General features: G+C 73.0%; 25 protein-coding genes. 6 read left to right on the forward strand and 19 right to left on the reverse strand.

What is annotated here, in order from left to right:
• Nucleotides 1-2: 2 nt before the first annotated feature.
• A complete protein-coding gene (locus ACSHXC_RS33915) occupies nt 3-521 on the reverse strand; it encodes an NUDIX domain-containing protein (RefSeq protein ID WP_438295177.1) in 519 nt (172 codons plus the stop codon).
• Between the two features lie 45 nt (nt 522-566).
• Here ACSHXC_RS33915 and ACSHXC_RS33920 point away from each other — a divergent pair, with 45 nt between their 5' ends.
• On the forward strand, nt 567-1,328 hold the full coding sequence (locus ACSHXC_RS33920) for an MFS transporter (RefSeq protein WP_438295178.1): 762 nt from the start codon (nt 567-569) through the stop codon (nt 1,326-1,328).
• Nucleotides 1,329-1,363: 35 nt separating this feature from the next.
• On the opposite strand, the gene ACSHXC_RS33925 is transcribed toward ACSHXC_RS33920, so the two are convergent.
• Both ACSHXC_RS33925 and ACSHXC_RS33930 read right to left on the reverse strand, forming a co-directional pair.
• Complete coding sequence (locus ACSHXC_RS33925; RefSeq protein WP_438295179.1) at nt 1,364-2,140, reverse strand: GNAT family N-acetyltransferase; 777 nt, start codon at nt 2,138-2,140, stop codon at nt 1,364-1,366.
• Between the two features lie 115 nt (nt 2,141-2,255).
• Nucleotides 2,256-2,783: a universal stress protein gene (locus ACSHXC_RS33930; protein WP_438295180.1), complete on the reverse strand. Its 528-nt coding sequence runs from the start codon at nt 2,781-2,783 to the stop codon at nt 2,256-2,258.
• A 310-nt stretch (nt 2,784-3,093) separates the two neighbouring features.
• Between ACSHXC_RS33930 and ACSHXC_RS33935 the strand changes: the two genes are divergently transcribed.
• Nucleotides 3,094-3,471: an SAV_915 family protein gene (locus ACSHXC_RS33935; protein ID WP_438295181.1), complete on the forward strand. Its 378-nt coding sequence runs from the start codon at nt 3,094-3,096 to the stop codon at nt 3,469-3,471.
• A gap of 17 nt (nt 3,472-3,488) precedes the next feature.
• Nucleotides 3,489-4,823: a diaminopimelate decarboxylase gene (gene lysA, locus ACSHXC_RS33940; protein ID WP_438295182.1), complete on the forward strand. Its 1,335-nt coding sequence runs from the start codon at nt 3,489-3,491 to the stop codon at nt 4,821-4,823.
• 7 nt (nt 4,824-4,830) lie between these two features.
• Here lysA and ACSHXC_RS33945 read toward each other — a convergent pair whose 3' ends face one another.
• The 3 genes from ACSHXC_RS33945 to ACSHXC_RS33955 form a co-directional block, all read right to left on the reverse strand.
• On the reverse strand, nt 4,831-6,732 hold the full coding sequence (locus ACSHXC_RS33945) for an NAD-binding protein (protein ID WP_438296984.1): 1,902 nt from the start codon (nt 6,730-6,732) through the stop codon (nt 4,831-4,833).
• 81 nt (nt 6,733-6,813) lie between these two features.
• Complete coding sequence (locus ACSHXC_RS33950) at nt 6,814-8,139, reverse strand: uracil-xanthine permease family protein (RefSeq protein WP_438295183.1); 1,326 nt, start codon at nt 8,137-8,139, stop codon at nt 6,814-6,816.
• A complete protein-coding gene (locus ACSHXC_RS33955; RefSeq protein WP_438295184.1) occupies nt 8,136-9,272 on the reverse strand; it encodes an aryl-sulfate sulfotransferase in 1,137 nt (378 codons plus the stop codon). The genes ACSHXC_RS33950 and ACSHXC_RS33955 overlap by 4 nt, the downstream gene beginning before the upstream one ends.
• A gap of 135 nt (nt 9,273-9,407) precedes the next feature.
• Here ACSHXC_RS33955 and ACSHXC_RS33960 point away from each other — a divergent pair, with 135 nt between their 5' ends.
• Nucleotides 9,408-9,977, forward strand: a complete 570-nt coding sequence (locus ACSHXC_RS33960) for a helix-turn-helix domain-containing protein (RefSeq protein WP_438295185.1) — start codon at nt 9,408-9,410, stop codon at nt 9,975-9,977.
• 7 nt (nt 9,978-9,984) lie between these two features.
• On the opposite strand, the gene ACSHXC_RS33965 is transcribed toward ACSHXC_RS33960, so the two are convergent.
• The 10 genes from ACSHXC_RS33965 to ACSHXC_RS34010 form a co-directional block, all read right to left on the reverse strand.
• Entirely contained in the window at nt 9,985-10,419 is a 435-nt protein-coding gene (locus ACSHXC_RS33965; protein WP_438295186.1) for a MarR family winged helix-turn-helix transcriptional regulator, read from the reverse strand.
• 88 nt (nt 10,420-10,507) lie between these two features.
• Nucleotides 10,508-11,068, reverse strand: a complete 561-nt coding sequence (locus tag ACSHXC_RS33970; protein ID WP_438295187.1) for a PadR family transcriptional regulator — start codon at nt 11,066-11,068, stop codon at nt 10,508-10,510.
• A 29-nt stretch (nt 11,069-11,097) separates the two neighbouring features.
• Nucleotides 11,098-13,119: an NADPH-dependent 2,4-dienoyl-CoA reductase gene (locus tag ACSHXC_RS33975; protein ID WP_438295188.1), complete on the reverse strand. Its 2,022-nt coding sequence runs from the start codon at nt 13,117-13,119 to the stop codon at nt 11,098-11,100.
• A gap of 90 nt (nt 13,120-13,209) precedes the next feature.
• Complete coding sequence (locus ACSHXC_RS33980; RefSeq protein ID WP_438295189.1) at nt 13,210-14,001, reverse strand: PIG-L deacetylase family protein; 792 nt, start codon at nt 13,999-14,001, stop codon at nt 13,210-13,212.
• 120 nt (nt 14,002-14,121) lie between these two features.
• Nucleotides 14,122-14,535, reverse strand: a complete 414-nt coding sequence (locus ACSHXC_RS33985; protein WP_438295190.1) for a PTS-dependent dihydroxyacetone kinase phosphotransferase subunit DhaM — start codon at nt 14,533-14,535, stop codon at nt 14,122-14,124.
• Nucleotides 14,532-15,128 (reverse strand): dihydroxyacetone kinase subunit DhaL, encoded by a 597-nt coding sequence (dhaL, locus tag ACSHXC_RS33990; RefSeq protein ID WP_438295191.1) that lies wholly within the window; start codon nt 15,126-15,128, stop codon nt 14,532-14,534. Before dhaL ends, ACSHXC_RS33985 begins: the two co-directional genes overlap by 4 nt.
• Nucleotides 15,129-15,150: 22 nt before the next feature.
• The gene (gene dhaK, locus ACSHXC_RS33995; RefSeq protein ID WP_438296986.1) at nt 15,151-16,143 is read right to left on the reverse strand and encodes a dihydroxyacetone kinase subunit DhaK; all 993 of its coding nucleotides are present in this window, start codon (nt 16,141-16,143) and stop codon (nt 15,151-15,153) included.
• A gap of 95 nt (nt 16,144-16,238) precedes the next feature.
• Nucleotides 16,239-17,117 (reverse strand): glycerophosphodiester phosphodiesterase, encoded by an 879-nt coding sequence (locus ACSHXC_RS34000; RefSeq protein ID WP_438295192.1) that lies wholly within the window; start codon nt 17,115-17,117, stop codon nt 16,239-16,241.
• 324 nt (nt 17,118-17,441) lie between these two features.
• The gene (gene thrS / locus ACSHXC_RS34005) at nt 17,442-18,764 is read right to left on the reverse strand and encodes a threonine--tRNA ligase (RefSeq protein WP_438296988.1); all 1,323 of its coding nucleotides are present in this window, start codon (nt 18,762-18,764) and stop codon (nt 17,442-17,444) included.
• Nucleotides 18,765-18,901: 137 nt separating this feature from the next.
• Nucleotides 18,902-19,282 (reverse strand): hypothetical protein, encoded by a 381-nt coding sequence (locus ACSHXC_RS34010; RefSeq protein WP_438295193.1) that lies wholly within the window; start codon nt 19,280-19,282, stop codon nt 18,902-18,904.
• Nucleotides 19,283-19,458: 176 nt separating this feature from the next.
• Here ACSHXC_RS34010 and ACSHXC_RS34015 point away from each other — a divergent pair, with 176 nt between their 5' ends.
• Nucleotides 19,459-20,001: a SixA phosphatase family protein gene (locus tag ACSHXC_RS34015; RefSeq protein ID WP_438295194.1), complete on the forward strand. Its 543-nt coding sequence runs from the start codon at nt 19,459-19,461 to the stop codon at nt 19,999-20,001.
• Nucleotides 20,002-20,019: 18 nt separating this feature from the next.
• Here ACSHXC_RS34015 and ACSHXC_RS34020 read toward each other — a convergent pair whose 3' ends face one another.
• Both ACSHXC_RS34020 and ACSHXC_RS34025 read right to left on the reverse strand, forming a co-directional pair.
• On the reverse strand, nt 20,020-20,268 hold the full coding sequence (locus tag ACSHXC_RS34020) for a type B 50S ribosomal protein L31 (protein ID WP_399488500.1): 249 nt from the start codon (nt 20,266-20,268) through the stop codon (nt 20,020-20,022).
• 30 nt (nt 20,269-20,298) lie between these two features.
• Complete coding sequence (locus ACSHXC_RS34025; protein WP_438295195.1) at nt 20,299-20,805, reverse strand: DUF5709 domain-containing protein; 507 nt, start codon at nt 20,803-20,805, stop codon at nt 20,299-20,301.
• A gap of 183 nt (nt 20,806-20,988) precedes the next feature.
• On the opposite strand from ACSHXC_RS34025, the gene ACSHXC_RS34030 reads away from it, so the two are divergent.
• Nucleotides 20,989-21,945 (forward strand): TIGR01777 family oxidoreductase, encoded by a 957-nt coding sequence (locus ACSHXC_RS34030; RefSeq protein WP_438295196.1) that lies wholly within the window; start codon nt 20,989-20,991, stop codon nt 21,943-21,945.
• Here the strand turns inward: ACSHXC_RS34030 and ACSHXC_RS34035 are convergent.
• On the reverse strand, nt 21,942-22,889 hold the full coding sequence (locus ACSHXC_RS34035; RefSeq protein WP_438295197.1) for a tellurite resistance/C4-dicarboxylate transporter family protein: 948 nt from the start codon (nt 22,887-22,889) through the stop codon (nt 21,942-21,944). The two genes, ACSHXC_RS34030 and ACSHXC_RS34035, sit on opposite strands and share 4 nt — an antisense overlap.
• Between the last annotated feature and the right edge of the window lie 166 nt (nt 22,890-23,055).

Genomic DNA, 23,055 nt, shown 5'->3' on the forward strand with positions numbered 1-23,055 from the left:
GCTCAGCGCGGCCAACTGTCGTTCTGCTGGGGCTGGTTGACGGGGGATGGAGGTTCGCCGCCCGCGTGCGCGACGAGGCGTTCGAGGAAGGCTTGCTGGCCCTGGACGAGCAGGGCGGCCGCGGCGTCGGGGGACAGCCAGGCGAAGCGGTCCATCTCGGGGAACTCGCGCACCGTGCCCGACCCCCGCGGCCACTCCATGGTGAACGTGCCCGGCACCGCGTCGGCCGGATCCAGGTCCGCCTCGACCGCCCACACCGTCACGGTCTTGCCGCCGCGTTGGACGATCTCGCCCAGCGGTACGAGCGGGCCCTCGGGCGGCGGCAGCCCGAGCTCCTCCTCGAACTCGCGCCGGGCCGCGGCCTCCGGGGCCTCCCCGGCGTCGTACTCGCCCTTGGGGACCGACCAGGCGCCCGCGTCCCGCCCGGCGAAGAACGGCCCGCCCATGTGCCCCACGAGTACCTCCAGGCCGTCCTCCACCCTGCGGTACAGGAGGAGCCCGGCGCTGCGTTTTCCGCCCATGCCGCCAGTCTGCGGGTCCGCCGCGCGCGGCGCCACGGGACGGCGGTGCTGGTGTGCCTCGGGTTGATATGTCCCGCCGCACCGACCCCGGTCTGCCTCGGCCTCGCCGCGGTGTTCCTCCTCGCGTTCCTGCGCGGCGAGGCGACCTCGTCCGCGGTCCTCGTCGAGCCCGTCCTGCGCCGCACCCGCTCGCTGCGCACCGGGGCCGCGGCGACGGCGCTGTACATGGCGAGCGTGGGCTCGGAGTTCTACCTCCTGACCCTGCTCCTCCAGTCCCTGAAGGGGTACACCCCGCTGGAGGCGGGCCTCGCCTTCCTGCCGCTGGCCGTCCTGGTCGCCGCGGGCAGCACGGCCGCCGGCCGGGCCGTGCGCCGCGCCGGCCCGGCGGCCGTCCTCGTCGCCGGATTCGCCCTGGCGGCCGCCGGACTGCTCTGGCTCTCACTCGCCCTGACCGGCGACTCGTACGCCGCCGACCTGCTGCCCGGTCTGCTCCTGAGCGGATTCGGCCACGGCGCCATCTACACCTCGATGTTCATCATCGGCACCCACGAGGTGCCCGCCGCCCACCAGGGCACGGCCGGCGCCCTGTTGACCACGTCCCAGTATCTGTCGGGCGCGGTCACCGTCGCCGTCCTGACCCTCACCCTCGGACCGGCCCCGGACCACGGAAGGTTCCGGACCGCCTTCCTGCTCACCACGGCGGCCGCGGCGGCGGGCGGGGTGCTGGCCGCCTGGCGGAGGCCTGCCCCGCAGCCCGCAGGCGGCACGGCGAAGTGCGCGAGCAACCACGTACGGTCCGCGGGCTGACGGGCGCAGCCCGTGGGGGCCGCCGGCAAGAAAACTCAGGCCGGCACGCGGGCGCCCCGTAGGACCGCTGCCCCCGTCGCGTAGTGGACGTACTCGCGCACCAGCCGGAACCCGGCCGTCCAGGCCAGCAGCCGGCTCGCCCGGTTGTAGCGGGAGCAGGTCCAGCTCGCGGTGCGGCCGCGCGCCGCGATGTCGCGGCTCAGCGCGACCACGCAGCCGAGAGCGAGCTGCCGGCGGCGCTGGTCCGGGGCGGTGACCACCGCGATGTCCTCGTACGTACCGCCCCGGAAGTAGGTGCAGGCGACGGCCAGCAGGCTGTTCTGGTGGAAGGCGCCCCAGGCGTGTCCGGAACGGCTGAGTCCCGACGGGCCGCCCCAACTGGCGTGGATCCAGGCCGAGTCGGGGGCGAGCCGCACGAGCGCGGGCGCGTCGGCCGAGGTCAACTGACGGATCGTCACACCGCGCGGCGGGCGCGGGGCTGTGGCCTGCTCCCGCTGCACGTACACCATGCGCTCCCACGGCACGACGCGGTCGAAGGAGGCGCCGAGGACCGGCAGGAAGCGGCCGGGCGCCTCGATGTAGCGGTGCGCGAGCGGCGCGAGGCCCGCCGGATCGAGCGCCCCCGGATCGCCGCGCAGCAGTACATGGCCCGCGCAGTCGAGGGCGATCGTGCGCGGCTGTACCGCGCGGTCGGCCCACCCGTGTCCGTTCCCGGTGGTCAGTACGTGCTCGGCCAGGGCCGCGGGGCCCGGCTCGGCGGCGCACAACCAGCGGGTGTGGGCGGTGAGTTGGTGCGGACGGAGTTCGATCACGACGGGCTCCCTTCGGAGGCGCGGGTCAGGCCTGGTGGCCGGCGAGGAGTGGGGCGGTCTTGTTCCGGCGTCACGAGGAGGCGACCGTCCACGACGGCCTTCCGGGGAGCGCCGTTCACTCCGCCAACTCCCTGGTGTCCAGCGGCCGTCGCCAAGCGACGAGCCGGTGCACGGCCGCCAGTTCGTGCTCCAAGGGGGACGGCGGCACGGCGAGGACCGGGCACGTGGCATGGGCGAGGCAGTATCGGGCCACCGACGGGCGCAGCGCACGGCGGAGCACGCCGCGGGTGCCGGTGCCCAGGACCAGGAGGTGCTCGGGCTGCTGCGCCGCCTCCACCAGAACGGCGCCCGGCGTGCCCCGCACGACCATCGCTTCGAGCGGCACCGGTGGGCCGGCCGGGCCGAAGGCCGTGTCGAGGGCCTGGACGAGCTGTTGGCCCGCCATCTCGCGGCACTCGGCGAGCAGCCCCGGGTCGGGGGACCCGCGGTGGCCGAGCTCGCCGCCGGGAGGCGCCCAGGCGAGGACCGCCACCAGCGTGCCCCCGCCGAGCTCGGCCTCCCGCGCCGCGCGGTGCAGCGCCGTCAGACTGCCCAGCGAGCCGCTGACCCCGGCCACCACCCGTCGCCCACCGGCCCTGTCCATGACGTCCACCTCGTACTCGTATCGCCTTCCGCTCCTCTGCGGAGCATCCGTCGAGCAAAGCTCCTGGACGCCCCGATCGCAGGGCGCGTTGGCGCTTTCCTGACGAGCGCGCGGAAGAACCTGACGGGCTCATGACGCCGGGGCCGGCGCCGTGTCAGCATCCCGTCAGTACAAGGCCCCTGCCCGTCAGCATCGCGTCATGGCGCGGGCCGGCCGGGGCCCGCGGGCGTAGCGTCGCCGATGTGCCCCGGCCCGCCTCCCCGTGCCGGGGCCGCACCGACCACCGCGAGGATCCTCCAGGAGGAATCCCATGGCAAAGACCGACTGCGGCGACGACCCGGAGCCCTGCGAACGCACCCCGGCCGGGCCGCTCTTCGTGCCCGTCCGGCCGGGGCCCGCAGGGTGTGCGGCCCGGATGTTCCGCACCCCGCTCGGCGACCGCACCGCCGTCGGATTCACCACCCGGGACCGGCTGGCCGCCACGCTCGGCCCCGACCAGGCCTGGATCAGGCTTGCCGAGCCCGCGCTGCGGGCGCTCGCCGCACCGCTCGGAGTCACCACCGTCACCGTGGATCCCCAGCTCTCCGCACCCGCCGTCACCCGCACCACCCGGTCCTGGAGGGTCCGCGACGTGAGCGTGACCGGAGCCGCCGTCGTCGCCGACGCGCTCGCCCTGTGGATCGGCTGAGAAGGAGTACGCAGCCCATGACCATCATGAACATGCCGACCGGCCTGACGCCCGCGGACGACCTGTCGGTGTGGCCCGCCTCGACCGCCCGGGTCGGCCACGGCGGCCTCGCGGTGGGCGCCGTCCCGCTCACCGAGATCGCCGAACGCTTCGGCACCCCCGCCTATGTTCTCGACGAGGGCGAGGTGCGCGAGCGCTGCCGTACCTATCGCAGCGCGTTCCCCGAGGCCGAAGTCCTCTACGCGGCCAAGGCGTTCCTGTGCCGGGCCATGGCCCACTGGGTCGACGAGGAAGGGCTCGGCCTCGACGTGTGCTCGGCCGGCGAGCTCGAACTCGCCGTCACCGCCGGGTTCCCGGCCGAACGGATCGTGCTGCACGGCAATGCCAAGTCCCCGCACGACATCGAGGCCGCGCTGCGCCTCGGCGTCGGACGCATCGTCATCGACAGCCCGTCCGAGATCGCCCGGCTCGCCGCGGCCGTCGGGCCGCACGGCCACCAGAAGGTGATGGTCCGGGTGGTGCCCGGGATCAGCGCGGGCGGCCACGACAAGATCCGTACCGGTACGGACGACCAGAAGTTCGGTCTCTCCCTCACCGACGGCCACGCCCAGCACGCCATCGCCCGCATCCTCGGCCAGCCCCAGCTCGAACTGACCGGTCTGCACTGCCACTTGGGCTCGCAGATCACCACCGTCAAGCCCTATCTGTCGGCGGTGCGCCGCATGGTCGGCCTGATGGCCCGGCTCCGGGACGTCCACGGGATCGTGCTGCCCGAGCTCGACATGGGCGGCGGACACGGCGTCGCCTACCGGCCCGGCGAGGACGGGCTCGACATCACGACGCTGGCCCGCCGGATGCGCGCCGAGCTGGCCGAGAGCTGCGCGGCGGCCGGGCTCACCGTGCCCCGGCTGCTCGTCGAACCGGGCCGCGCGGTCGTCGGCCCCGCGGGCGTCGCCCTCTACCGCGTGCTCGCCGTCAAACGCACCGGCGACAACCTCTTCGTCGCCGTTGACGGAGGCATGAGCGACAACCCGCGGCCCGCCCTGTACGGAGTGCGCTACGCGCCCCGGCTGATCGGACGGGCCGCAACCGCCAAGACCTGCAAGGCGACCGTCGTCGGCCGGCACTGCGAGGCGGGCGACGTCCTCGCCTCCGCGGTGGACCTGCCCGGCGACATCCACCCCGGCGACCTGCTCGCCGTGCCGGTGGCGGGCGCCTACCAGCTGTCCATGGCGTCCGGCTACAACATGGTGGGCCGCCCGCCGGTGGTCGCCGTCGCCGACGGGCACGCCCGGCTCCTGATGCGCCGCGAGTCCCTGGAGGACTTCCGCAGCCGCGACGTCGGGCTGTGAGCCGCCCTCACGGGGCCACGCGCGAGGAGGGGCGGCGGCCGAGGAGTTCGGCCAGGCCCCGCCGGGTCGCCGCGAGCACGATCCGGTCCTCGGGCCGCAGTACGTAGCCGGGCGGCAGCTGCCACACCAGGTCGCCCGGGGCGCCCCCGCCCCGGCGGCGGGCGGCGCCCAGGTCGGGGACGCGGTCGGCGGGCGAGGACGTGTCGAGCGCGAGCACCCGCCAGGCGCCCTCGCGGAACGCCTCCTCGACGGTACGGCCCTCCAACTGAGGGTGGCCCGCCACGTCGACGGCCGCGAAGAGCAGCACCTTGCGCTCGACCGGTATGGCGCCAAGGATCTGACGGCCCATCATGGCACCGGCGAAGGCGGGCGCCGCCAGGTGCGAGACGCTGCGGCTGCGGGTCATGGCCTGCGGGTGGGCGGCGCGCAGCGTGCGGTAGACGGCGGTCGCGAAGTCGTCGTCGTACAGCCGCATCACGACGCGGAGGTCGGGCTTCACCGAGCGGGCGTACAGGGCAGCTTCGAGGTTGGTGGTGTCCGAACTGGTCAGCGCGAGCAGGGCGTGCGCCCGGTGGATGCGGGCCGACTCCAGGATGCCCTCCTGGGTGACGTCGCCGATGACGGTGGGCACCCTCAGGCGCCGGGCGAGCGCGATGCCGCGGGCCTGAGGGTCGGACTCCACGCACACCACGGGGATGTCGAGCTCGCGAAGCCGGACCAGGACCCGGGCGCCGATCTTTCCCATGCCGAGCAGCACCACGTGCCCGGACAGGCCACGCGACGGGCGGGGCAGCGCGGAGGCGCTGCGGAAGGTGCCGAGTCCTTCCAGGACGGCGGCGATCAGGACCGGCAGCAACAGCAACCCGGTCAGACCCGAGAGGAGTTGGAGGATCTGGCGGCCCACGGGCTGGTCGATCGCCGGGTCGTCAATGGCGAAGATGTCGAGCAGGGTCAGATAGGCGGCGTGCAGCGGATCGTCGCCGGTGGTGAGCCAGGTCGCGATGGCAAGCGCGACCACGGAGGCGACGATTCCGGCGAGCGACCAGCGCAGCCTGCGCGAGAACAGCCGGCCCAGCGGCGCGCCGAGATCGGTGAGGCGGCCCGGGGGCTGTGCGGGGCCGGTGTAGGTGACGGTCTCCAGGACGACCCGGCCGCGCCGGTCGGCCTCGTCCATCGACCGTTCGTCGGGCAGCAGCCGGGGCCCTTCCGAGCCACTGCGGTCCGAACCCTCCGCGCCCGCCGGGTCGTTGGTGGTCGACGAGAGCAGGGCCAGCGTGCACAGGCCGGGGTCGGTGACCTCGCCGCGGCGCGGCGGCGGGCGCTGTCCGGCCCGCAGCAGCACCCCGTCGGCGCGCACGACCTTGGTGGTGCCCGCGAGGGCGGTGGCGGCGAGTGCGGGCGCCGCGGTGTCGGCGTCGGACAGCACGGTGGTGGAGGCCTCGGACGCGGCCGCGCCGGGATCCGGGGCGGCGAGAGCCGCGGCCTGGTCGAGCAACTCCTGGAGGTACTGGCCGAGTTTGCGGTTGTAGAGGCGGATGACGAGCCGGACGCGCGGGTTCAGACGCCGGGCGATCAGGGCGGCCCGGATGTTCGTCTCGTCGTCGCCGTGCACCAGCGCGAGCGCCTCGGCCCCCTCGATGCCGGCTTCGAGAAGCGCCCCGTCGTTCGGCTCGACCGCCTCGACGAGCCGGGAGTCGCCCGCCCGGTCGGAGCCGGGCACGGGGGTGCGGAGCATCGCGGACGACATGCGGCCGAACAGCGCCGATGCCCTGGTACGGCCGCCGGTGGGGAGCCGGGTCGAGCGGGTCCCGTTGTCCGGCGGCACGAGGAGGACCACGCGCTCCCCGTACACCTCGCGCAGTTCACCGGCGAGCCGGTGGGCGAGCGCGTCGTCCCCGCTGACGACCATGTGTCCGACGGGCGGCCCCGCCCAAGGCTGCGACGGCAGCGGCTGCTGAGGAAGTGAAGGCACACCCCAGACCTTGCCCCATCAGGTGGCGCCGCGTCGACGGGCAGCCGGGCGTGGCGCCCGAACGTCCCCGTGGGCGGCGGACGTTGTGAACAAGGCGTGCAGAAGGACGGCGGCGAGCGTTCCGGCGACAACCCCGCTGCCGGCGACCGTGCGGACCCAGCCCGGGAATCCGTCGTAGAGCCCGGGGACGAGCAGGGGCAGCAGGCCTGCCGCGAGTGCGAGCGCGGCCACCAGGGAGTTCGAGCGCTCGCCGAGTTCCGCGCGGGCCAGCATCTCGACGCCCATGACGGCGATGACCGCGTACACGACGAGGGCCGAGCCGCCGACGACCGCGGCCGGCAGCCCCGCCACGAGACGCGAGAGGGGGGAGAGCAGCCCGGCCAGGACCAGCAGGCCGCCCGCGCCTGCCGTGACGTACCGGCTGCGCACCCCGGTGAGGCGGCCGATCCCGATGTTCTCGGCGCTGGTCACCATCAGTGACGTACCGAAGAGGCCGCCGACGAGCGAGACCAGGGCGTCGGCGCGGGCCACCCTCGGCACGTCGCGGCCCGGGTCGGGCACGCGCCCCGCGGTCTCGCTGCTCAGCACGCTCTGGCCGGTGATCTCAGCCAGCGTGGTGAGGCCGAACACGAGCAGCGGAAGGGCCGCCACCGGGTCGAACTCCGGTGTGCCATAGGGGAAGAGACCGGGCAGCGAGAAGCCGGAGCCCGCGGCCGGGGCGACCGCGCCGAGCCCCGTCGTCACCGCGACGAGCGTGCCCACCGCCATGCCGATGAGGACGGCCGTACGCCGCCACACCCCACGCAGCACGAGATGGGCCAGGACCGTCGCCGCCACGGTGGCTGCGGCCAGGGCGACCGCCCGCGGCGGCGCCGTGCCGCCGGGGCCCGTGACGAGCTGGGCGGCGACCCGGATCATGGAGATCCCGATCAGGAGCACGGTCACGCCCATCACCAGCGGCGGGAAGAGCCGCACCACGCGGGCGTACAGCGGCAGCACGGCGAGGAGCAGCGCCGCCGCGAGCAGCACCGAGCCGCTCGCCACCGCGGGGCCGTGATCGCGGGCGATCTGGAGGAACAGCGCGGCCGCTGCTCCGCCGGGCAGCATCACGAACGGCAGCCGGGCCCCGAAGGACCGGACGCCGAGCGACTGGAGCAGCGACCCGGCGCCGCACAGGACCAGGACCGCACTGAGCAGTGAGGCGGTCCGCTCGGGCGGCAGACGCAGGGCCGCCGCCGTAAGGAAGACGGTGGAGACGGGGGCCGCGACCATGGCGAGCACATGCTGCACGGCGAGCGGGGCGAGGCGTCCCAGCGGGACGCGCTCGTCGACGGGCGACGTCATGGGCGCGCCCCCAGCCAGGGCAGCTCCTCAGCCGCGTAGCGGTAGGCGCGGAACACCGCGTTCGGCTCGGCCGGGAAGAGCCGCCGCACCTCGGACTCCTCATAGCCGCCGAACTGCGGAACGATGAACTCCCAGCACACATAGCCCTGTTGGGTGACTTCGAAGAGGCGGCCCGCAGGGGAGTCGGTGACGAGTGTGTTGCCGTTGGGAAGCCGCTGTGCCGAACCCATGAACGGCGCGAAGAACGATTCGCGGGCCGGGTCGTGGTACTCCCACACGACGTTGCCGCCGGGGCGCCCGATCTCGATGACGCGCGAGTACGGCACGTCGTGGCCCGGCCGGAAGGCGCCGTTGTCGAAGACGAGGACGTTGCCGTCGGCCAGTTCGGTGGGATGGTGCTGCTGGGAGACCGTGCCCGGGTCGGTGCGCCACAGGATCTCGCCGGTGTCCCGGCCGATGACGACCACCGCGGACACACTGCGCAGACTGGCCAGGATGTTCCCGTCGGCGAGCGGGGCGACGCTGTTGATGAGCGGCCAGTGCTCGCGCGCGTAGTCGGGGTGCAGGGCGTACTCGGCGCGGTCGAGGTGGTCGGCGGCCCGCCAGGACCACAGCTCGCTGCCGTCGGGCGCGACCTCCCTGATGGTGTCGGCCCACACCGTTCCTCCGGCGGCCTCGGAACCGGCCACCCCGCCGAGGACCCCGGCCGCCTCGGCGCCGCGCAGCGGTTCGAGCCCGGTGTAGAGGATCCGGCCGTCGTCGAGGTGGTGGGCGTCGTGGTGCTGGAGGGGATCGCGGTGCTCGCGCACGACCGTGCCGTCCGGCGTGGCTTCCAGCATCACGCCGCCCCGGTACTTGTGCCACATCGGGAACAGCGCGTCCTGGCCCGGCAGTACGCCGTTGTAGGCGAGGTTCCCGTTGCCGAGGATCCGGGCGTGCCGCCCCGGCCGGTAGGGGAGGTGCCAGGTGTGGACGGCCTCGCCGCGCAGGTCCACCAGATACACCTCGCCGCCCCCGGTGAGCGGCGCGTACAGCGTGAATCCCGGGCAGGCCGCCTCCGGGTCGAGCGCGATGAGACCGGTGCCGCGCCGGCGGCGCTGGTTCTGGTCGACGACGGTCGGACGAGCGGTCACGACGACACTCCTTCAAAGTTTCTTTGATGTCCTCAAACAGCTTCGAAGGTAGAGGTGTGGTGTGTCGGCGATGTGACGGGCGTACGAAACCGTCCCGCGCGGTGCGTAAGGTGATCCCCACGGAGGGCGGAGCGGATGAACGACACAGGTGGGACGGGTGCGGGGCCACGCCTGGGCGGCGCGGTGCGCCGTCGGCGCCGGGCACTGGACCTCACGCTCGCGGCCGTCGCGGAACGCAGCGGCCTGTCCGTGCCGTTCCTCAGCCAGATCGAGAACGAACGGGCCCGCCCCAGCATGCGCTCCCTGCAGCGCATGGCGGACGCCCTGAACACGACAGCCGTGGCACTGCTCGCCGCTGCCGACGCGACGGACCGCACGGTCGACGTCGTACGCGCCGGCGACGACGCGGGCCTCTCACCCGATGCCGGGGTGCGCCCGCTGGTGCGGGGCCGCCATCAGATGCACGCCCTGGAGTTCACCGGCGAGCGGGCGGCGGACCGTGAGTTCCTGCACCACAACGACGAGTTGATGTATGTCGCGGACGGCGCGGCCGAGGTCGAGGCGGAGGGGCGCGGCTACACCCTGGAGAAGGGCGACACGCTCTATCTCACCGGCGGGGTGCGCCACCGCTGGCGCGCGACGCTGCCCGGCACCCGGGTCCTCGTCGTCGCCGTCTCCGACCACATCGAGGGGGCGCGAGGCTGAGGTACCGTCAACTCCGGCTTTCGGCCAGGCTGTTGTAGCGCAGCAGGTACTCCGCGAACCGGTCCAGGTCCTGCGGTGCCCAGTCGGCGAGCCGGTCGTGGAAGGCCTGGCGGCGCAGCTCGGCCGCCTCCGCGAGCTTGGCGGTGCCCGCCGGGGTCAGCTGGAGCACCTGGATGCGGTGGTCGTCGGGGTCGCTGATGCGCTCGACGAAGCCGAGCTTTTCGAGCCCCGCGATCTGGCGGCTGATCGTCGACTTGTCGAGCATGTAGTAGGCGGCCAGATCGGTCGCCCGGCAGCCCTGCTGGTCCTCCAGATGGGAGAGCAGGGTGAATGAGACGAGCGAGAGCTCCGGGTGCATCCGGGCGGCGGCGGCCCGGGCGCGCCGGGCGAACGCGGTCAGCTCACGCTGGATGGTGATGACCGACTGGTCTCGGCTGAGCACGACTGATCCCCTTTCGTCTCCACGGGTCGGTTGTAGAATACAACGCCCCGATGGGTGCGGGGAACGACGCCGCGCCGGATGTGTCGCCTCACTTCCCGGGCCGCCCCTCGCCCGGGGGCTCCTCGCCCAGGGTGTCGAGCGCCTCGGTCAGCCAGCCGATCCAGAACGTCTCCAGCTCGATGCCGCCGCGCAGCACCAGATGCCGCAGCCGGTCCTGCTCGCTGTCCCGCTCCGGCGGGAAGTCCTTCGCCTCGATCCCGTGATACGTCGTCAACTGGGCGTGGTGCAGGGCGAGATGGCGCTCCAGCTCGGCCCGCAGGCCGCCCGTGCCGATCACCGCCGCCGCCCGCATCCGCAGCAGCAGCGGGTCCCGCATCGGCTTCGGGTCCTGGCCGGCCGCCGCCCACTGGGCGAGCTCGGCCCGGCCCGCGGGCAGCACCTCGTACTCCTTCTTCTGCCCGCGGGCCGGGGCGGCGGACGGCAGCGCGCGGATGAACCCGGACTGCTCCAGCTTTCCCAGCTCGCGATAGATCTGCTGATGCGTGGCCGACCAGAAGTAGCCGATCGACTTGTCGAAGCGGCGGGTCAGCTCAAGCCCCGATGAGGGCTTTTCGAGCAGTGCGGTCAGGATCGCGTGCGGGAGAGACATGACCGCATCCTAGGTTCGGCCCGCTCGCCTCAGAGCGTCGCGGCCAGCCGGGTGCCCTGGTCGATGGCGCGTTTGGCGTCCAGCTCGGCGGCCACGTCGGCGCCGCCGATCAGGTGCACCGTCGCCCCGGCCGCGCCGAGCTCCTCGTACAGGCCGCGCCGCGACTCCTGGCCCGCGCACAGCACGACCGTGTCGACGGGCAGCACGGTGGACTCGCCGTCCACGGTGATGTGCAGGCCCTCGTCGTCGATCCGGTCGTAGCGCACGCCCGGGACCATCGTCACGCCGCGGTGCTTGAGCTCGGTGCGGTGGATCCAGCCCGTCGTCTTGCCGAGCCCCGCGCCGACCTTCGTCGTCTTGCGCTGGAGCAGGTGCACCTGGCGCGGCGGCTTGGGGCGCTCGGCCTTGCGCAGCCCGCCGCGCTCGCCGTAGGTGGTGTCGACGCCCCACTGCCGGAAGTACGTCTCGGCGTCCAGGCTCGCCGCGTCGCCTGAGTCGGTGAGGAACTCGGCGACGTCGAAGCCGATGCCGCCCGCGCCGACGACCGCGACCCGCTCGCCGACCGGCGCCCCGTCGCGCAGCACGTCGAGGTAGGTGACGACGCTCGGGTGGTCCGAGCCCGGGATCTCGGGGGTGCGCGGGGTGACACCGGTCGCGATCACGATCTCGTCGTACGAGCCGTCGCCCAGGTCCCCTGCGCTGACCTCGGTGTTCAACTTGACGTCCACGCCGTGCAGTTCGAGCTGCTTACGGAAGTAGCGGAGGGTCTCGTCGAACTCCTCCTTGCCGGGTACGCGCTTGGCGATGTTCAGCTGGCCGCCGATCCGGTCGGAGGCGTCGAAGAGGGTGACGGCGTGCCCGCGCCCGGCCGCCGCGACGGCGAAGGCGAGCCCGGCCGGGCCCGCGCCGACCACGGCGAGGCGCTTGCGCAGCTTGGTGGGGGACAGGACCAGCTCGGTCTCGTGGCAGGCGCGCGGGTTGACCAGGCAGGAGGTGATCTTCCCGCTGAAGGTGTGGTCCAGGCAGGCCTGGTTGCAGCCGATGCACGTGTTGATGGTCTCGGCGCGGCCCGCGCTCGCCTTGGCGACGAACTCCGGGTCGGCGAGGAAGGGCCGCGCCATCGACACCATGTCCGCCCGCCCCTCGGCGAGCAACTGCTCGGCGACTTCGGGGGTGTTGATGCGGTTGCTGGTGATCAGCGGGATCGACACCGACCCCATGAGCTTCTTCGTCACCCACGTGTACGCGCCCCGGGGCACCGAGGTGGCGATCGTCGGGATGCGTGCCTCGTGCCAGCCGATGCCGGTGTTGATGATCGTCGCCCCGGCCGCCTCGATGGCCCGCGCGAGGGTGATGACCTCCTCCAGCGTCGAGCCGCCGGGCACCAGGTCCAGCATGGAGAGGCGGTAGATGAGGATGAAGTCGGCGCCCAGGCGCTCGCGCGTGCGGCGCACGATCTCGACCGGGAAGCGCATCCGGTTCTCGTACGAGCCGCCCCAGCGGTCGGTGCGCCGGTTGGTCGCTCCGGCGACGAACTCGTTGATGAGGTAGCCCTCGGAGCCCATGATCTCGACGCCGTCGTACCCGGCCGACTTCGCGAGCTCGGCGGCCCGCACGAAGTCCTCGACGGTCTGCTCGACCTGGTCGTCGCTCAGCTCATGCGGCACGAACGGGCTGATCGGCGCCTGGAGCGCGCTCGGCGCGACCAGGTCCTGGTGGTAGGCGTACCGGCCGAAGTGCAGGATCTGCATCGCGATCCGGCCGCCCTCGCGGTGCACCGCGTCGGTGACGGTCCGGTGCTGGGCGGCCTCGGCCTCGTTGGTCAGCTTCGCGCCGCCCGGGTAGGGCCGGCCCGCGTCGTTGGGCGCGATGCCGCCGGTGACCATGAGGCCGACCCCGCCGCGGGCCCGCTCGGCGTAGAACGCGGCCATCCGCTCGAAGCCGTTCTCGGCCTCTTCGAGCCCGATGTGCATCGAGCCCATCAGCACCCGGTTGGGCAGGGTGGTGAACCCGAGGTCGAGGGGGCTCAGCAGATGGGGGTACGCGGTCATGGGGGCGCCTCCGGGTGGGGTGTCGTCGCCTCCAGTTGTAGACCAGCGAACCCGGGTTATGCAACAAGTTGCATAACACTGAGGTGGCGCTCACACCCAGGGCGGCGGCCCCTCGGGGGCCAGCCGGTGCACGTCGAAAAGCACGGCGGCCTCCACACCCAGGGCCGGGCCCGCCGCGCACGCGATCCAGGTCAGGAAGGGGCGCGGGTCGAAGGCGGCCGCATCCGCGCCGAGCCCCTTGGTGTACTCGGCGTGCGCCGCGAGGGAGGCGATGCCGCGCTCCAGCGGGTTGCCGGTCACCTCCACCCCGTGCGTGGGCCGCTCCGCGCCCGCGAACGCGACGAAACGCACCCCGGACCACGGTTGGAGTCCCTCATCGGCCAGTTCCGGGAAGACCCACCGGTTCCCGGCGTCCCGCGCCGCGTCCAGCGCCGCGAGCCCGACCGCCCGGTGGTCGGCCTGGTTGACCAGCCCGCCGACCATCCGGACCGTGTACGCGCCCGAAACGATCACGTCCGGCCGGAACCGGCGGATGGCCCGCGTGATGTCGCGCCGCAGCGCGATCCCGTACTCCACCACCCCGTCCCGGTGGTCGAGGAACTCCACATCGCTGACCCCGACCTCGCGCGCCCCGGCCCGCTCCTCGGCCTCGCGCAGCGGCGCGGCCCGGTCCGGATGCATCCCGTCGATCCCCGCCTCCCCGCGCGTCGCCAGGACGTAGCCGACCTGTTTGCCCTGCGCGGTCCAGCGGGCGACCGCGGACGCGGTGCCGTACTCGATGTCGTCCGGATGCGCCGCGACGGCCAGCGCACGGGCCCAGTCCTCCGGCAGCGGGGCAAGCGGCGGCCCGCCGGTGCCGCCCAAGTCGTTGAAGGCACTCATGCCCTCATGATGGCTCCGGGCGGAGGTGTGCGACAGCCGGACGACGTGCCCGGTCCGGCCCGGGCGAGCCGGTCGTCCGGTGTGGTGGAGGGGGACGTCCGGCCCGCCGCACCCCGCCCCTCACACCTTCCGGTAGCCGTACGCCTCCGCGGCCGCCGCCTCCACCGCGTCCAGGTTCGCTCCCGCCGACGCGCTGACCACCGCGGCCACCGCGCCCTCCACGAAAGGGGCGTCCAACAGTCTTGTCCCGGAAGGGAGTTCGTCGCCCTCGGCCAGCAGGGCCTTGACCGTGAGGACCGCGCTGCCCAGGTCCACCAGGACGGCCACGCCGGCGCCGCGGTCCACGGACCCGGCCGCGCGCACGATGAGTTCCTCGCTGGTGCCCAGGCCCCCGTCGGGCAGGCCGCCCGCAGGCGCGACGGGGGCGGTGGGGCCGCCGCCCGCGAGGCCCTCGGCCAGTTCGGCGACGGACGCCGCGACCGCCGCGCTGTGCGAGACGAGCACCACCCCGACCAGCGGGTCAGGCCCGCTCACGCGGCGGCCTCCGCCAGCGCGCCGATCAGCAGTGCCGACGACGTGGCCCCCGGATCCTGATGCCCCACCGACCGCTCCCCGAGATAGCTGGCCCGTCCCTTGCGGGCCCGCAGCGGTACGGTCGCGAGCGCCCCGGCGTCGGCCGCCTCGGCCGCCGCCGCGAAGGACTCGCCGAGCGCCTCGACCGCGGGCAGCAGCGCGTCCAGCATCGTCTTGTCCCCGGCCGCGGCCCCGCCCAGCTGTGCGACCGCCGCGACCCCGGCGCCGAGCGCCCCGGCCAACTGCTCCCTGGTGACCTCTGCGGCATCCCCGAGCGACTTGCCGGTGCGGCGAAGGAGCGTTCCGTACAGCGGGCCCGAAGCGCCTCCGACCGTGGAGATCAACTGCCGCCCGGCGAGGGCGAGTACGGCCCCCGGAGTGCCGGGCGCCTCCTTGTCGAGCAGCGCCGTCACGGCGGTGAAGCCGCGCTGCAGGTTCGTCCCGTGGTCGGCGTCGCCGATCGCCGAGTCGAGATCGGTCAGCCGGGGCGCCTCCCGGTCCACCGCGGCGGCGGTGGCGGTCATCCAGCGGTGCATGAACGCGGCGTCGAGCACAGGCACTCCTTCGGGCATCGGCTCAGCAACCCCACCGCAGTGCGGCCGTGTCGACCGGGGCGTCCCACAACCGCAGCAGCTCCTCGTCGACCTGACAGAGCGTCACCGAGCAGCCCGCCATGTTGAGCGAGGTCACATAGTTCCCCACGAGCGTACGGGCCACCGGCACGCCCCGCTCGGCGAGCACCCGGTGCACCTCGGCGTTGAATCCGTACAGTTCGAGCAGGGGAGTGGCGCCCATCCCGTTGACGAGGAGCAGTACGGGGCTCGACGGCCGCAGGTCCTCCAGGACGACGTCCACGGCGTAGTCCGCGATCTCCCGCGACGTCATCATCGCCCGCCTCTCGCGCCCCGGCTCGCCGTGAATGCCGACGCCCAACTCCAGCTCGCCCGCCGGGAGTTCGAAGGTCGGGCTGCCCTTGGCGGGAGTGGAGCAGGCGGTCAGGGCCACCCCGAAACTGCGCGAGCTCCCATTCACCCGCCGGGCGATCGCCTCGACCCGTTCCAAGTTCTGGCCCTCCGCGGCGGCCGCCCCGGCGATCTTCTCGACGAACAGCGTCGCGCCGGTGCCGCGCCGCCCCGCCGTGTAGAGGCTGTCGGTCACCGCGACGTCGTCGTCCACGAGGACCTTGGCGACCGTCACCCCCTCGTCCTCGGCGAGCTCGGCCGCCATGTCGAAGTTGAGTACGTCGCCGGTGTAGTTCTTGACGACGAACAGCACCCCGGCGCCGCCGTCCACGGCCGCCGCGGCCCGCACCATCTGATCCGGCACCGGCGAGGTGAACACCTCCCCGGGGCACGCGGCGGACAGCATCCCCGGCCCCACGAATCCCGCGTGCAACGGCTCGTGCCCGGACCCGCCGCCCGAGACGAGGCCAACCTGCCCGGCCACGGGCGCGTCACGCCGCAGCACCACCCGGTTCTCGACGTCGACCGTGAGCGCGGGATGCGCGGCGGCGATGCCGCGCAGCGCATCCGCCACGACGGTCTCGGGCACGTTGATGAGCATGTTCACCATGACCTCCAGGGCGAGGCGTGCGGAGTGTGACGGCCTCCAGTATCACGCGCCGCCCGCCGGTCACGGGAAAGGACGTGCCATCGGACCGGCTGTTACGCGAGCTGTCGCGCCGTGCTCTCGATGAGGTCCGGGCGGTCGGTGATGATGCCGTCGACCCCCATCTTCATCAGCCGGGTGGCGGCGGGCGCGTTGTCGACCGTCCAGGTGTTGATGCGCATCGGCCTCCGGTGCGCCCCCTTCATGCAGTGCACGGCATTGACGTACGCCGAAGTCACCGTGTGCTGCTCGGCGTTGATCTCGTCGGTGAACGTGGCGTACTGCTTGAGCTCGGAGACCGGCGGATTGCCCAGGAAGCCGGTGTGGACCTCCGGGCGCAGCCGGTGCGTGGTCCGCAGCGCGGGGACGCTGAAGCTCTGCACGACCAGGCGCCCGGAGAGGTGACGCAGGTCGAGCCAGTCGGCCCGGTCCAGGACCTCCAGGGTCTGCCGCTCGATGCCCGGGTACAGCTCGGGCTGCTTCAGTTCGAGCAGGAGGCCCTGGCCGGTGTCGTCGAGCAGGTCCAGATACTCCTCCAGGGTGGGGATGCGTTCGCCCCGGAAGTCAGGGCCGAACCAACTGCCCGCGTCGAGCTGCTTGATCTCGGCGAGCGAGAACGAACTCACCGACCAGGGCGCCCGGTCGGGGTAGCGCTGCTCGACGTCGGTGGTGCGGGCCAGCGTCGTGTCGTGGATGACGACGAGCGCGCCGTCGCGGGTGCGCTGGACGTCGTTCTCCACCCAGTGGACGCCGAGGTCGGCGGCCTGCTGTACGGAGCTGAGGGTGTTCTCCGGGGCGTAGGCCGAAGCCCCCCGGTGCCCGAAGACGATGACGCGCCCTGCACGGCCGGCCGACGCGGCTTGGACGGGCAGGGCGAGGGCGAGGACCCCGCAGAGCGCGCTGACGACGGTGAACACAGCGGTGCGGTGCTGCATGTGCGCATTCCTCACGACGGCTCGGATCACTGTCCGCCGAGGGTGCCAGCCCGCCGCCCTCCGCGGCCCCGTTGCCATGAGGAGGTGACCAAGAAACGGGGAGGCGTTCCCCGGTGCGGGTGGCTTCCGTTCGACCAGGAGGCCCAAGTGCGAGCACCTGACCGGGCTGCCGCCGAACGATCCGGCTGACCCCGCCGCTCCACGAGGCCCACTTCAACCGCGCCGACCTGCTGCGCGAACTCGGCCGGCAGGCGCACCTCGCCGCGTACGGCCCGGACGGAACCTCCCCGTACGCCATGGAGATCCAGTTGCGCACCGCCGACCCTAGTTGACGGACAACTCGCCTTCCTCATCCCAGAGTTGGAGGTCCCGCGCTGCCACGAGGGCGCCGACGCGTCGCAGAAGGTCCGCGGCCGGAAGGGCGTCCGGGCGGCGGCCGTCGCGCAGCCGCAGGGCGACCTCGCCGGACGCGGCCTCCCGGGCGCCGATCACCGCCTGGTACGGGACGAGCCGCGCGGCCCTGATCCGGGCGCCGAGAGAGCCCTGCTCCGGTCCGGCGAGCTCGGCTCGCAGGCCTTCGGCGACGGCCCGCTCCACGAGCTCGGCCGCCCGGCCCATCTCGGCGTCGGAAACCGGCACGACCACCAGCTGGACGGGCGCCAGCCAGGCCGGGAAGGCGCTGCCGTGAAGCTCGATGAGATGGGCGACGGCACGTTCCATGCTGCCGATGATGCTGCGGTGGACCATCACAGGCCGGTGCTTGGCGCCGTCCGGCCCGATGTAGTGCAGATCGAACCGCTCGGGCTGGTGGAAGTCGACCTGCACGGTCGACAGGGTGGCCTCGCGGCCCGCCACGTCGGCGATCTGCACATCGATCTTCGGGCCGTAGAACGCGGCCTCGCCCTCGACGGCCTCGTACGGCACACCACTGGCGTCGAGCACCTCGGTCAGCAGGGCGGCGGCCCGCTCCCACATGCCGGCGTCCGCCACATACTTGCCGCCCGCGCCGGGCAGCGAGAGGCGGTAGCGGGCCGGGCGGATGCCCAGCGCCGCGTACGCGCGGCCGATCAGGTCGAGCGCGGCCCGCGCCTCCTCGGCGGCCTGCTCCAGGGTGCAGAAGATGTGCGCGTCGTTCAGGTGGATCGCCCGCACCCGGGTCAGACCGCCGAGCACACCGGAGAGCTCCGAGCGGTACATGCCGCCAAACTCGGCCATGCGCAGCGGGAGTTCGCGGTAGCTGTGGGCGCGTGAGCGGTAGATCAGGGCGTGGTGGGGGCACAGGCTCGGGCGCAGCACGACCTGCTCCGCGCCCAGGTCCATCGGCGGGAACATGTCCTCGCTGTAGTGCGACCAGTGCCCGGAAATCTCGTACAGCTCGCGCTTGCCGAGCACCGGCGAGTACACGTGCCGGTATCCGGCCCGCCGCTCGGTCTCGCGGATGTACTCCTCCAAGGCGTGCCGCACGGCCGCGCCGTCCGGCAGCCAGTACGGCAGTCCGGCCCCCATCAGCGGGTCGGTGTCGAACAGATCGAGCTCGCGGCCGAGTTTGCGGTGGTCGTGCACGGGGGGCTCCTCGCGGTCTTCATGGGACGAGTGACCGCACGGAAAACCCCGGGGCCACTCGCCCCGGGGCTTCTTGACGTACACAGCTGTCAGCGCGCCGGGACACTCTCCGGCGTCGTCGTCCACTGCACAGCCGCACGCTTCTTCATGCCGGTGAAGCTAACAGCCCCGGCGAGGCGCGCGCCTCCCTTTTTTGCGATGCCGCTGCTTTTGCGATGCCGCTACGGCAGCGGGATGGACACCCCGTTCCGGCGGCCCGTCACGGAGTCCACCATGTACAGGTGCAGCAGACCGTGTTCGTAGGGGTTGTACGGCTCGTAGCGCTGGAAGGAGAAGTTGCCGTTCGCGTCCGTGGTGTCCTGGCTCCACTGGCGGGTCCTCGGTGCCTTCTCCCAGCCCTCCACATAGGTGCGTACGACGGCGTGGGGCGTCCAGGTGGTGCCGTCGATGTAGTACGTGCTGCCCGTCTGCCATCGCGTCGTGCGTACGTGGGGGCTCGGCTCGGCCGGCTGACGGTAGGCCGTGGCCGACGGCTGGGCGGCGGCCGTCGGCGCGGCGAGCGCGGTCAGAAGCATCAGCGAGGCGAGCAGAAGTCTTTTCACGGAGGGTTCCTCCTGTGCGGAACGGGTCGACAGGGCAGCTCGCGCCGCGAACAGGGCTTCCGGCGCACGTCGTGGATCTTCCGGCACCCGGGTCGGGCGGGGGAAGGCGCGACACGGCGGCGCACGGTGGTGAACAGAGATCCGGACCCGCACGACGACCGCTACGGAGGCATCCGATGACGACCCGCCCCGAATTCGCCCCGCTGCGCCGCCTGATCGTGCTGCGGCACGCCAAGTCGGCCTGGCCCGACGGCGTCGCCGACCACGAGCGGCCGCTCGCGGCCCGCGGCCGCCGGGACGCGCCGGCCGCCGGGCTGCTCCTGTCCGACATGGACTGCCTGCCCGACCTCGTCCTGTGCTCGACCGCCCTCCGCGCCCGCCAGACCTGCGAGCTGGCCGTCGCCCAGTGGGGCAGCCCGCCACCCGTACGGTACGAGCCGGGGCTGTACGCGGCCGATGTGCCCGGGCTGCTCGGCGTCGTGCGTCAAGTCCCGGACGGAGTGGGCGAGTTGCTCGTGATCGGGCACAACCCAGGCCTTGAGGATCTGGTCCTGACCTTGGCGGGGGAGGGCCGGGGCGACGCCCTCGACCGGCTCGGGGCGAAGTTCCCCACGTCGGCCGTCGCCGTCCTCGCCTGGCACGGCCACACCTGGCGGGACCTGGAGCAGGGCGCGGCCGTCCTCACCGACGTGGCCGTCCCGCGCGGCAGGAAGCCCTGACCCACCGGCCCGGCCGGGTCACTCCTTGCCCTCGTAACGGCGCTCGAAGCGGGCGATCCGCCCCTCCGTGTCCACCGTCCGGGCCTTGCCGGTGTAGAAGGGGTGGCTCTCCGCGGAGATCTCCACGTCGATGACCGGGTAGGTGTTGCCGTCGTCCCAGTCGATCGTCTCCTCGCTCGACGCGGTCGACCGGGTCAGGAAGGCGAACCCGGCGGCTTTGTCACGGAAGACCACCGGCTGGTACGAAGGCTGCTTGTCACGCTGCATGGGGGGCTCCGGGGTCTCGGTCGGCGGGTTTCAGTCGCCCTGTTCGATGCGGGCGGGGGCCTCGAAGCCTTCGAGGTCGTCGAGATCGTCCTCGTCGACGATGTGCATGGCCGCCTCTTCGGCGGAGGAGGCCGCGCCGTCGATGCCCACGTCGGTGGCGAGCATGCGGGTCTCGTCGTCCGGGTGCGCTCCCTCGTCGGGGGCCACGAGCCGTCCGGCGCGGGCGCCGCCGACCTCGATGTCGCGCGGCTCGCCGTCGGTGTCCCAGGTGTCGCCCATGCCGTCGGTGTCGGACACCTCGGGTACCTCGTCGGCCAGGCGCCTCTCCAGGCTCTCGCCGTGCAGCCGCTCGGCCGCCGTCACCCCGTCGCGCTCCACGGCCCAGGGCCGTTCCGGTGGCGAGTAGCCCACGTCGAGGGGATCGGCGGGGCCGTCGTCGAGGAGCGTGTCCTCGGCGCTCAGGATGCCCTCGTCGTCCTGTACCTCGGAGCCGTCGGGCTGATAGACGTCGTCCCCCCACGCCTCGCTGTCGACCACGGCTACCTCCTGGGTTGCGACCAGTGGCTCGCACGCCGCTCGGTCCGATCCGGCAGCCGCCTCCAGTCTCGGCCTGCCCGGCTCCTACCCACCACCGCACGCAAGCCACCCGGGTGACCACAAGGCCGGTTTGAACGCGTTCAATTCGGTGCGCTAGGGTCGCGCCCATATCGAGGGGGCGCAATGAAGATAGTGATTCCCGGCGGAACCGGGCAGGTCGGAGCCATCCTGGACCGGGCGCTGACCGCCGCGGGCCACGACGTCGTCATCCTGACCCGGCGGCCGCGCCGCGAGCGTGAGGTGGGCTGGGACGGCGAGAAGCCCGGCGCGTGGGCCGAGGTCGTCGACGGCAGCGACGTGGTGATCAACCTGGCGGGCCGCAGCGTGAGCTGCCGCTACACCGAGGCAAACCTGCGGGCCATGATGGAATCGCGTGTGCGCTCCGCCCAGGTCGTGGGCGAGGCGATCGGCGCCGCCGCGCGGCCCCCGAAGGTATGGCTCCAGATGAGTACCGCGACCGTGTACGCCCACCGCTTCGACGCGGCCAACGACGAGGCGACCGGGATCGTGGGCGGCACCGAGCCGGACGTACCCGACTACTGGGGGTTCAGCGTCGAGATCGCCAAGGCGTGGGAGGCGGCCCAGGAAGAGGCCCGGACGCCGGACACCCGCAAGGTCGCCCTGCGCTCCGCGATGGTGATGAGCCCCGACCGCGAGGGCGTCTTCGACGTGCTCCTGAAGATGACCAGGCTCGGCCTCGGCGGGCCGGTCGCGGGCGGCAGGCAGTACGTGTCCTGGATCCACGACCAGGACTTCGTGCGGGCGGTCGAGTTCCTCGTCGCACGCGACGACTTCACCGGCCCCGTGAACCTGGCCGCCCCCGCCCCGCTCCCGCAGCGGGCCTTCATGCGCGCCCTGCGCGGCGCCTGGGGCGTCCCGGTGGGGCTGCCCGCCACGAAGTGGATGGCCGAGCTCGGTGCGTTCGCGCTCCGCTCGGATACGGAGTTGCTGCTGAAAAGCCGGCGGGTGGTGCCGGGGCGCCTCCTGGAGGCGGGGTTCACCTTTGAGCATGCGCAGTGGGCGGGGGCGGCCTCGGATTTGGTGCGGCGGGTACGAAGCGAGCGCCGGGGCTCCAACTAGCTTGTCCCGCCCGGCACTCGGTCGAGCTTCTTCGCGAATCCCGCCAGGACCAGCACCCACGCCGCAAAGGCGATCCACAGCAGCGCCACGCCCAGCGTGTGCAGCCAGGCGATCCCCGTGGTGGCCGAGACGGACAGCGAGGCGACCGCCGTCATGCCGAGGGGGAACACCGTGGACCAGCGGCGGATGTCGTAGCGAGGCCGCGGCCACCGCGCCTCGGCGAGCAGCAGTACGGCGCATGCGGCGAGATTGAGGCCGAGCAGGACGAGGGCGCTCGTCCGCAGGGCCGTGTGCGCGGTGCCGGTCCACAGCGGGGACGCGGACAGTTTCGATGCGGCGAGCGCCGAGATCGCGAGGGCGCCGCCGCCGATCCACTGGTCGCCGGCCCCGTCCCGTATCTGCCGGAAGTCGAACCGGACCAGCGCACAGGCGTAGAGGAAAAGGCCGAGCCCGAGCGCGACCAGCGCGGCCCATCTCAGCCAGTCGCCCTCGCCCGCGAGCGACAGCGTCGCGGCAAGGACCGCCAAGCCCTGGGTCGCCACACACACCAGGAAGGCCACCCCCGGCATCCGCCGTTGCCAGTGGCGTACGACCGCGATCAGGAGCCCCGGCCAGATCACCGCACCCAGCGCCAGCAGGGCCGCGGCCGGGCCCTGCCAGCCCAGCGCCGAGAGGCGGGTGCCGAGCACCGTGGTGGCGGCGACGGCGGTGAGCGCGGGCGGTGTGTCCGCCTCGCTCGCCCAGCGGGGCCGGTTGCCGAGCAGCCGCGAGACGAAGTCGCACGCGAGCAGCAGCCACAGCAGCGCGGCGACGACGAGTCCCACCCGGGAGAGCGCCTCGTGGCCGGTCAGGTGCAGCCCGATCGAGATGATCGCCGTGGCCATGACGGCCGCGCCGGCCGCCGGAGGCAGCTCGGCCCACCATGGGTCGACCTGGCGTTTCATGGCCCCATCTCAGCGCGGCCGGGCCCCGGTCGCGACCGGGGTGGCTTCCCCGAGGAAATGCTTGTAGAGTACAACTCATTGGAGTTGTAAAAGCCAACCATCGGGTTCGCGGCCAGTCCGGCCGTGGGCCCGATCAGAAGGGTCCTGTCATGTCCGGAGGCCACAA

It is taken from the genome of Streptomyces sp. HUAS TT7 (assembly GCF_051550175.1).
Classification (GTDB): domain Bacteria; phylum Actinomycetota; class Actinomycetes; order Streptomycetales; family Streptomycetaceae; genus Streptomyces.

Coding starts and splice junctions, on each gene's coding strand:
- ACSHXC_RS33915 (WP_438295177.1), bottom strand. CDS start 521: ATGGGCGGAAAACGCAGCGCCGGGCTCCTCCTGTACCGCAGGGTGGAG.
- ACSHXC_RS33930 (WP_438295180.1), bottom strand. CDS start 2,783: ATGGACAGGGCCGGTGGGCGACGGGTGGTGGCCGGGGTCAGCGGCTCG.
- ACSHXC_RS33935 (WP_438295181.1), top strand. CDS start 3,094: ATGGCAAAGACCGACTGCGGCGACGACCCGGAGCCCTGCGAACGCACC.
- lysA (WP_438295182.1), top strand. CDS start 3,489: ATGACCATCATGAACATGCCGACCGGCCTGACGCCCGCGGACGACCTG.
- ACSHXC_RS33945 (WP_438296984.1), bottom strand. CDS start 6,732: ATGGTCGTCAGCGGGGACGACGCGCTCGCCCACCGGCTCGCCGGTGAA.
- ACSHXC_RS33950 (WP_438295183.1), bottom strand. CDS start 8,139: ATGACGTCGCCCGTCGACGAGCGCGTCCCGCTGGGACGCCTCGCCCCG.
- ACSHXC_RS33960 (WP_438295185.1), top strand. CDS start 9,408: ATGAACGACACAGGTGGGACGGGTGCGGGGCCACGCCTGGGCGGCGCG.
- ACSHXC_RS33970 (WP_438295187.1), bottom strand. CDS start 11,068: ATGTCTCTCCCGCACGCGATCCTGACCGCACTGCTCGAAAAGCCCTCA.
- ACSHXC_RS33975 (WP_438295188.1), bottom strand. CDS start 13,119: ATGACCGCGTACCCCCATCTGCTGAGCCCCCTCGACCTCGGGTTCACC.
- ACSHXC_RS33980 (WP_438295189.1), bottom strand. CDS start 14,001: ATGAGTGCCTTCAACGACTTGGGCGGCACCGGCGGGCCGCCGCTTGCC.
- ACSHXC_RS34000 (WP_438295192.1), bottom strand. CDS start 17,117: ATGCAGCACCGCACCGCTGTGTTCACCGTCGTCAGCGCGCTCTGCGGG.
- ACSHXC_RS34015 (WP_438295194.1), top strand. CDS start 19,459: ATGACGACCCGCCCCGAATTCGCCCCGCTGCGCCGCCTGATCGTGCTG.
- ACSHXC_RS34020 (WP_399488500.1), bottom strand. CDS start 20,268: ATGCAGCGTGACAAGCAGCCTTCGTACCAGCCGGTGGTCTTCCGTGAC.
- ACSHXC_RS34030 (WP_438295196.1), top strand. CDS start 20,989: ATGAAGATAGTGATTCCCGGCGGAACCGGGCAGGTCGGAGCCATCCTG.
- ACSHXC_RS34035 (WP_438295197.1), bottom strand. CDS start 22,889: ATGAAACGCCAGGTCGACCCATGGTGGGCCGAGCTGCCTCCGGCGGCC.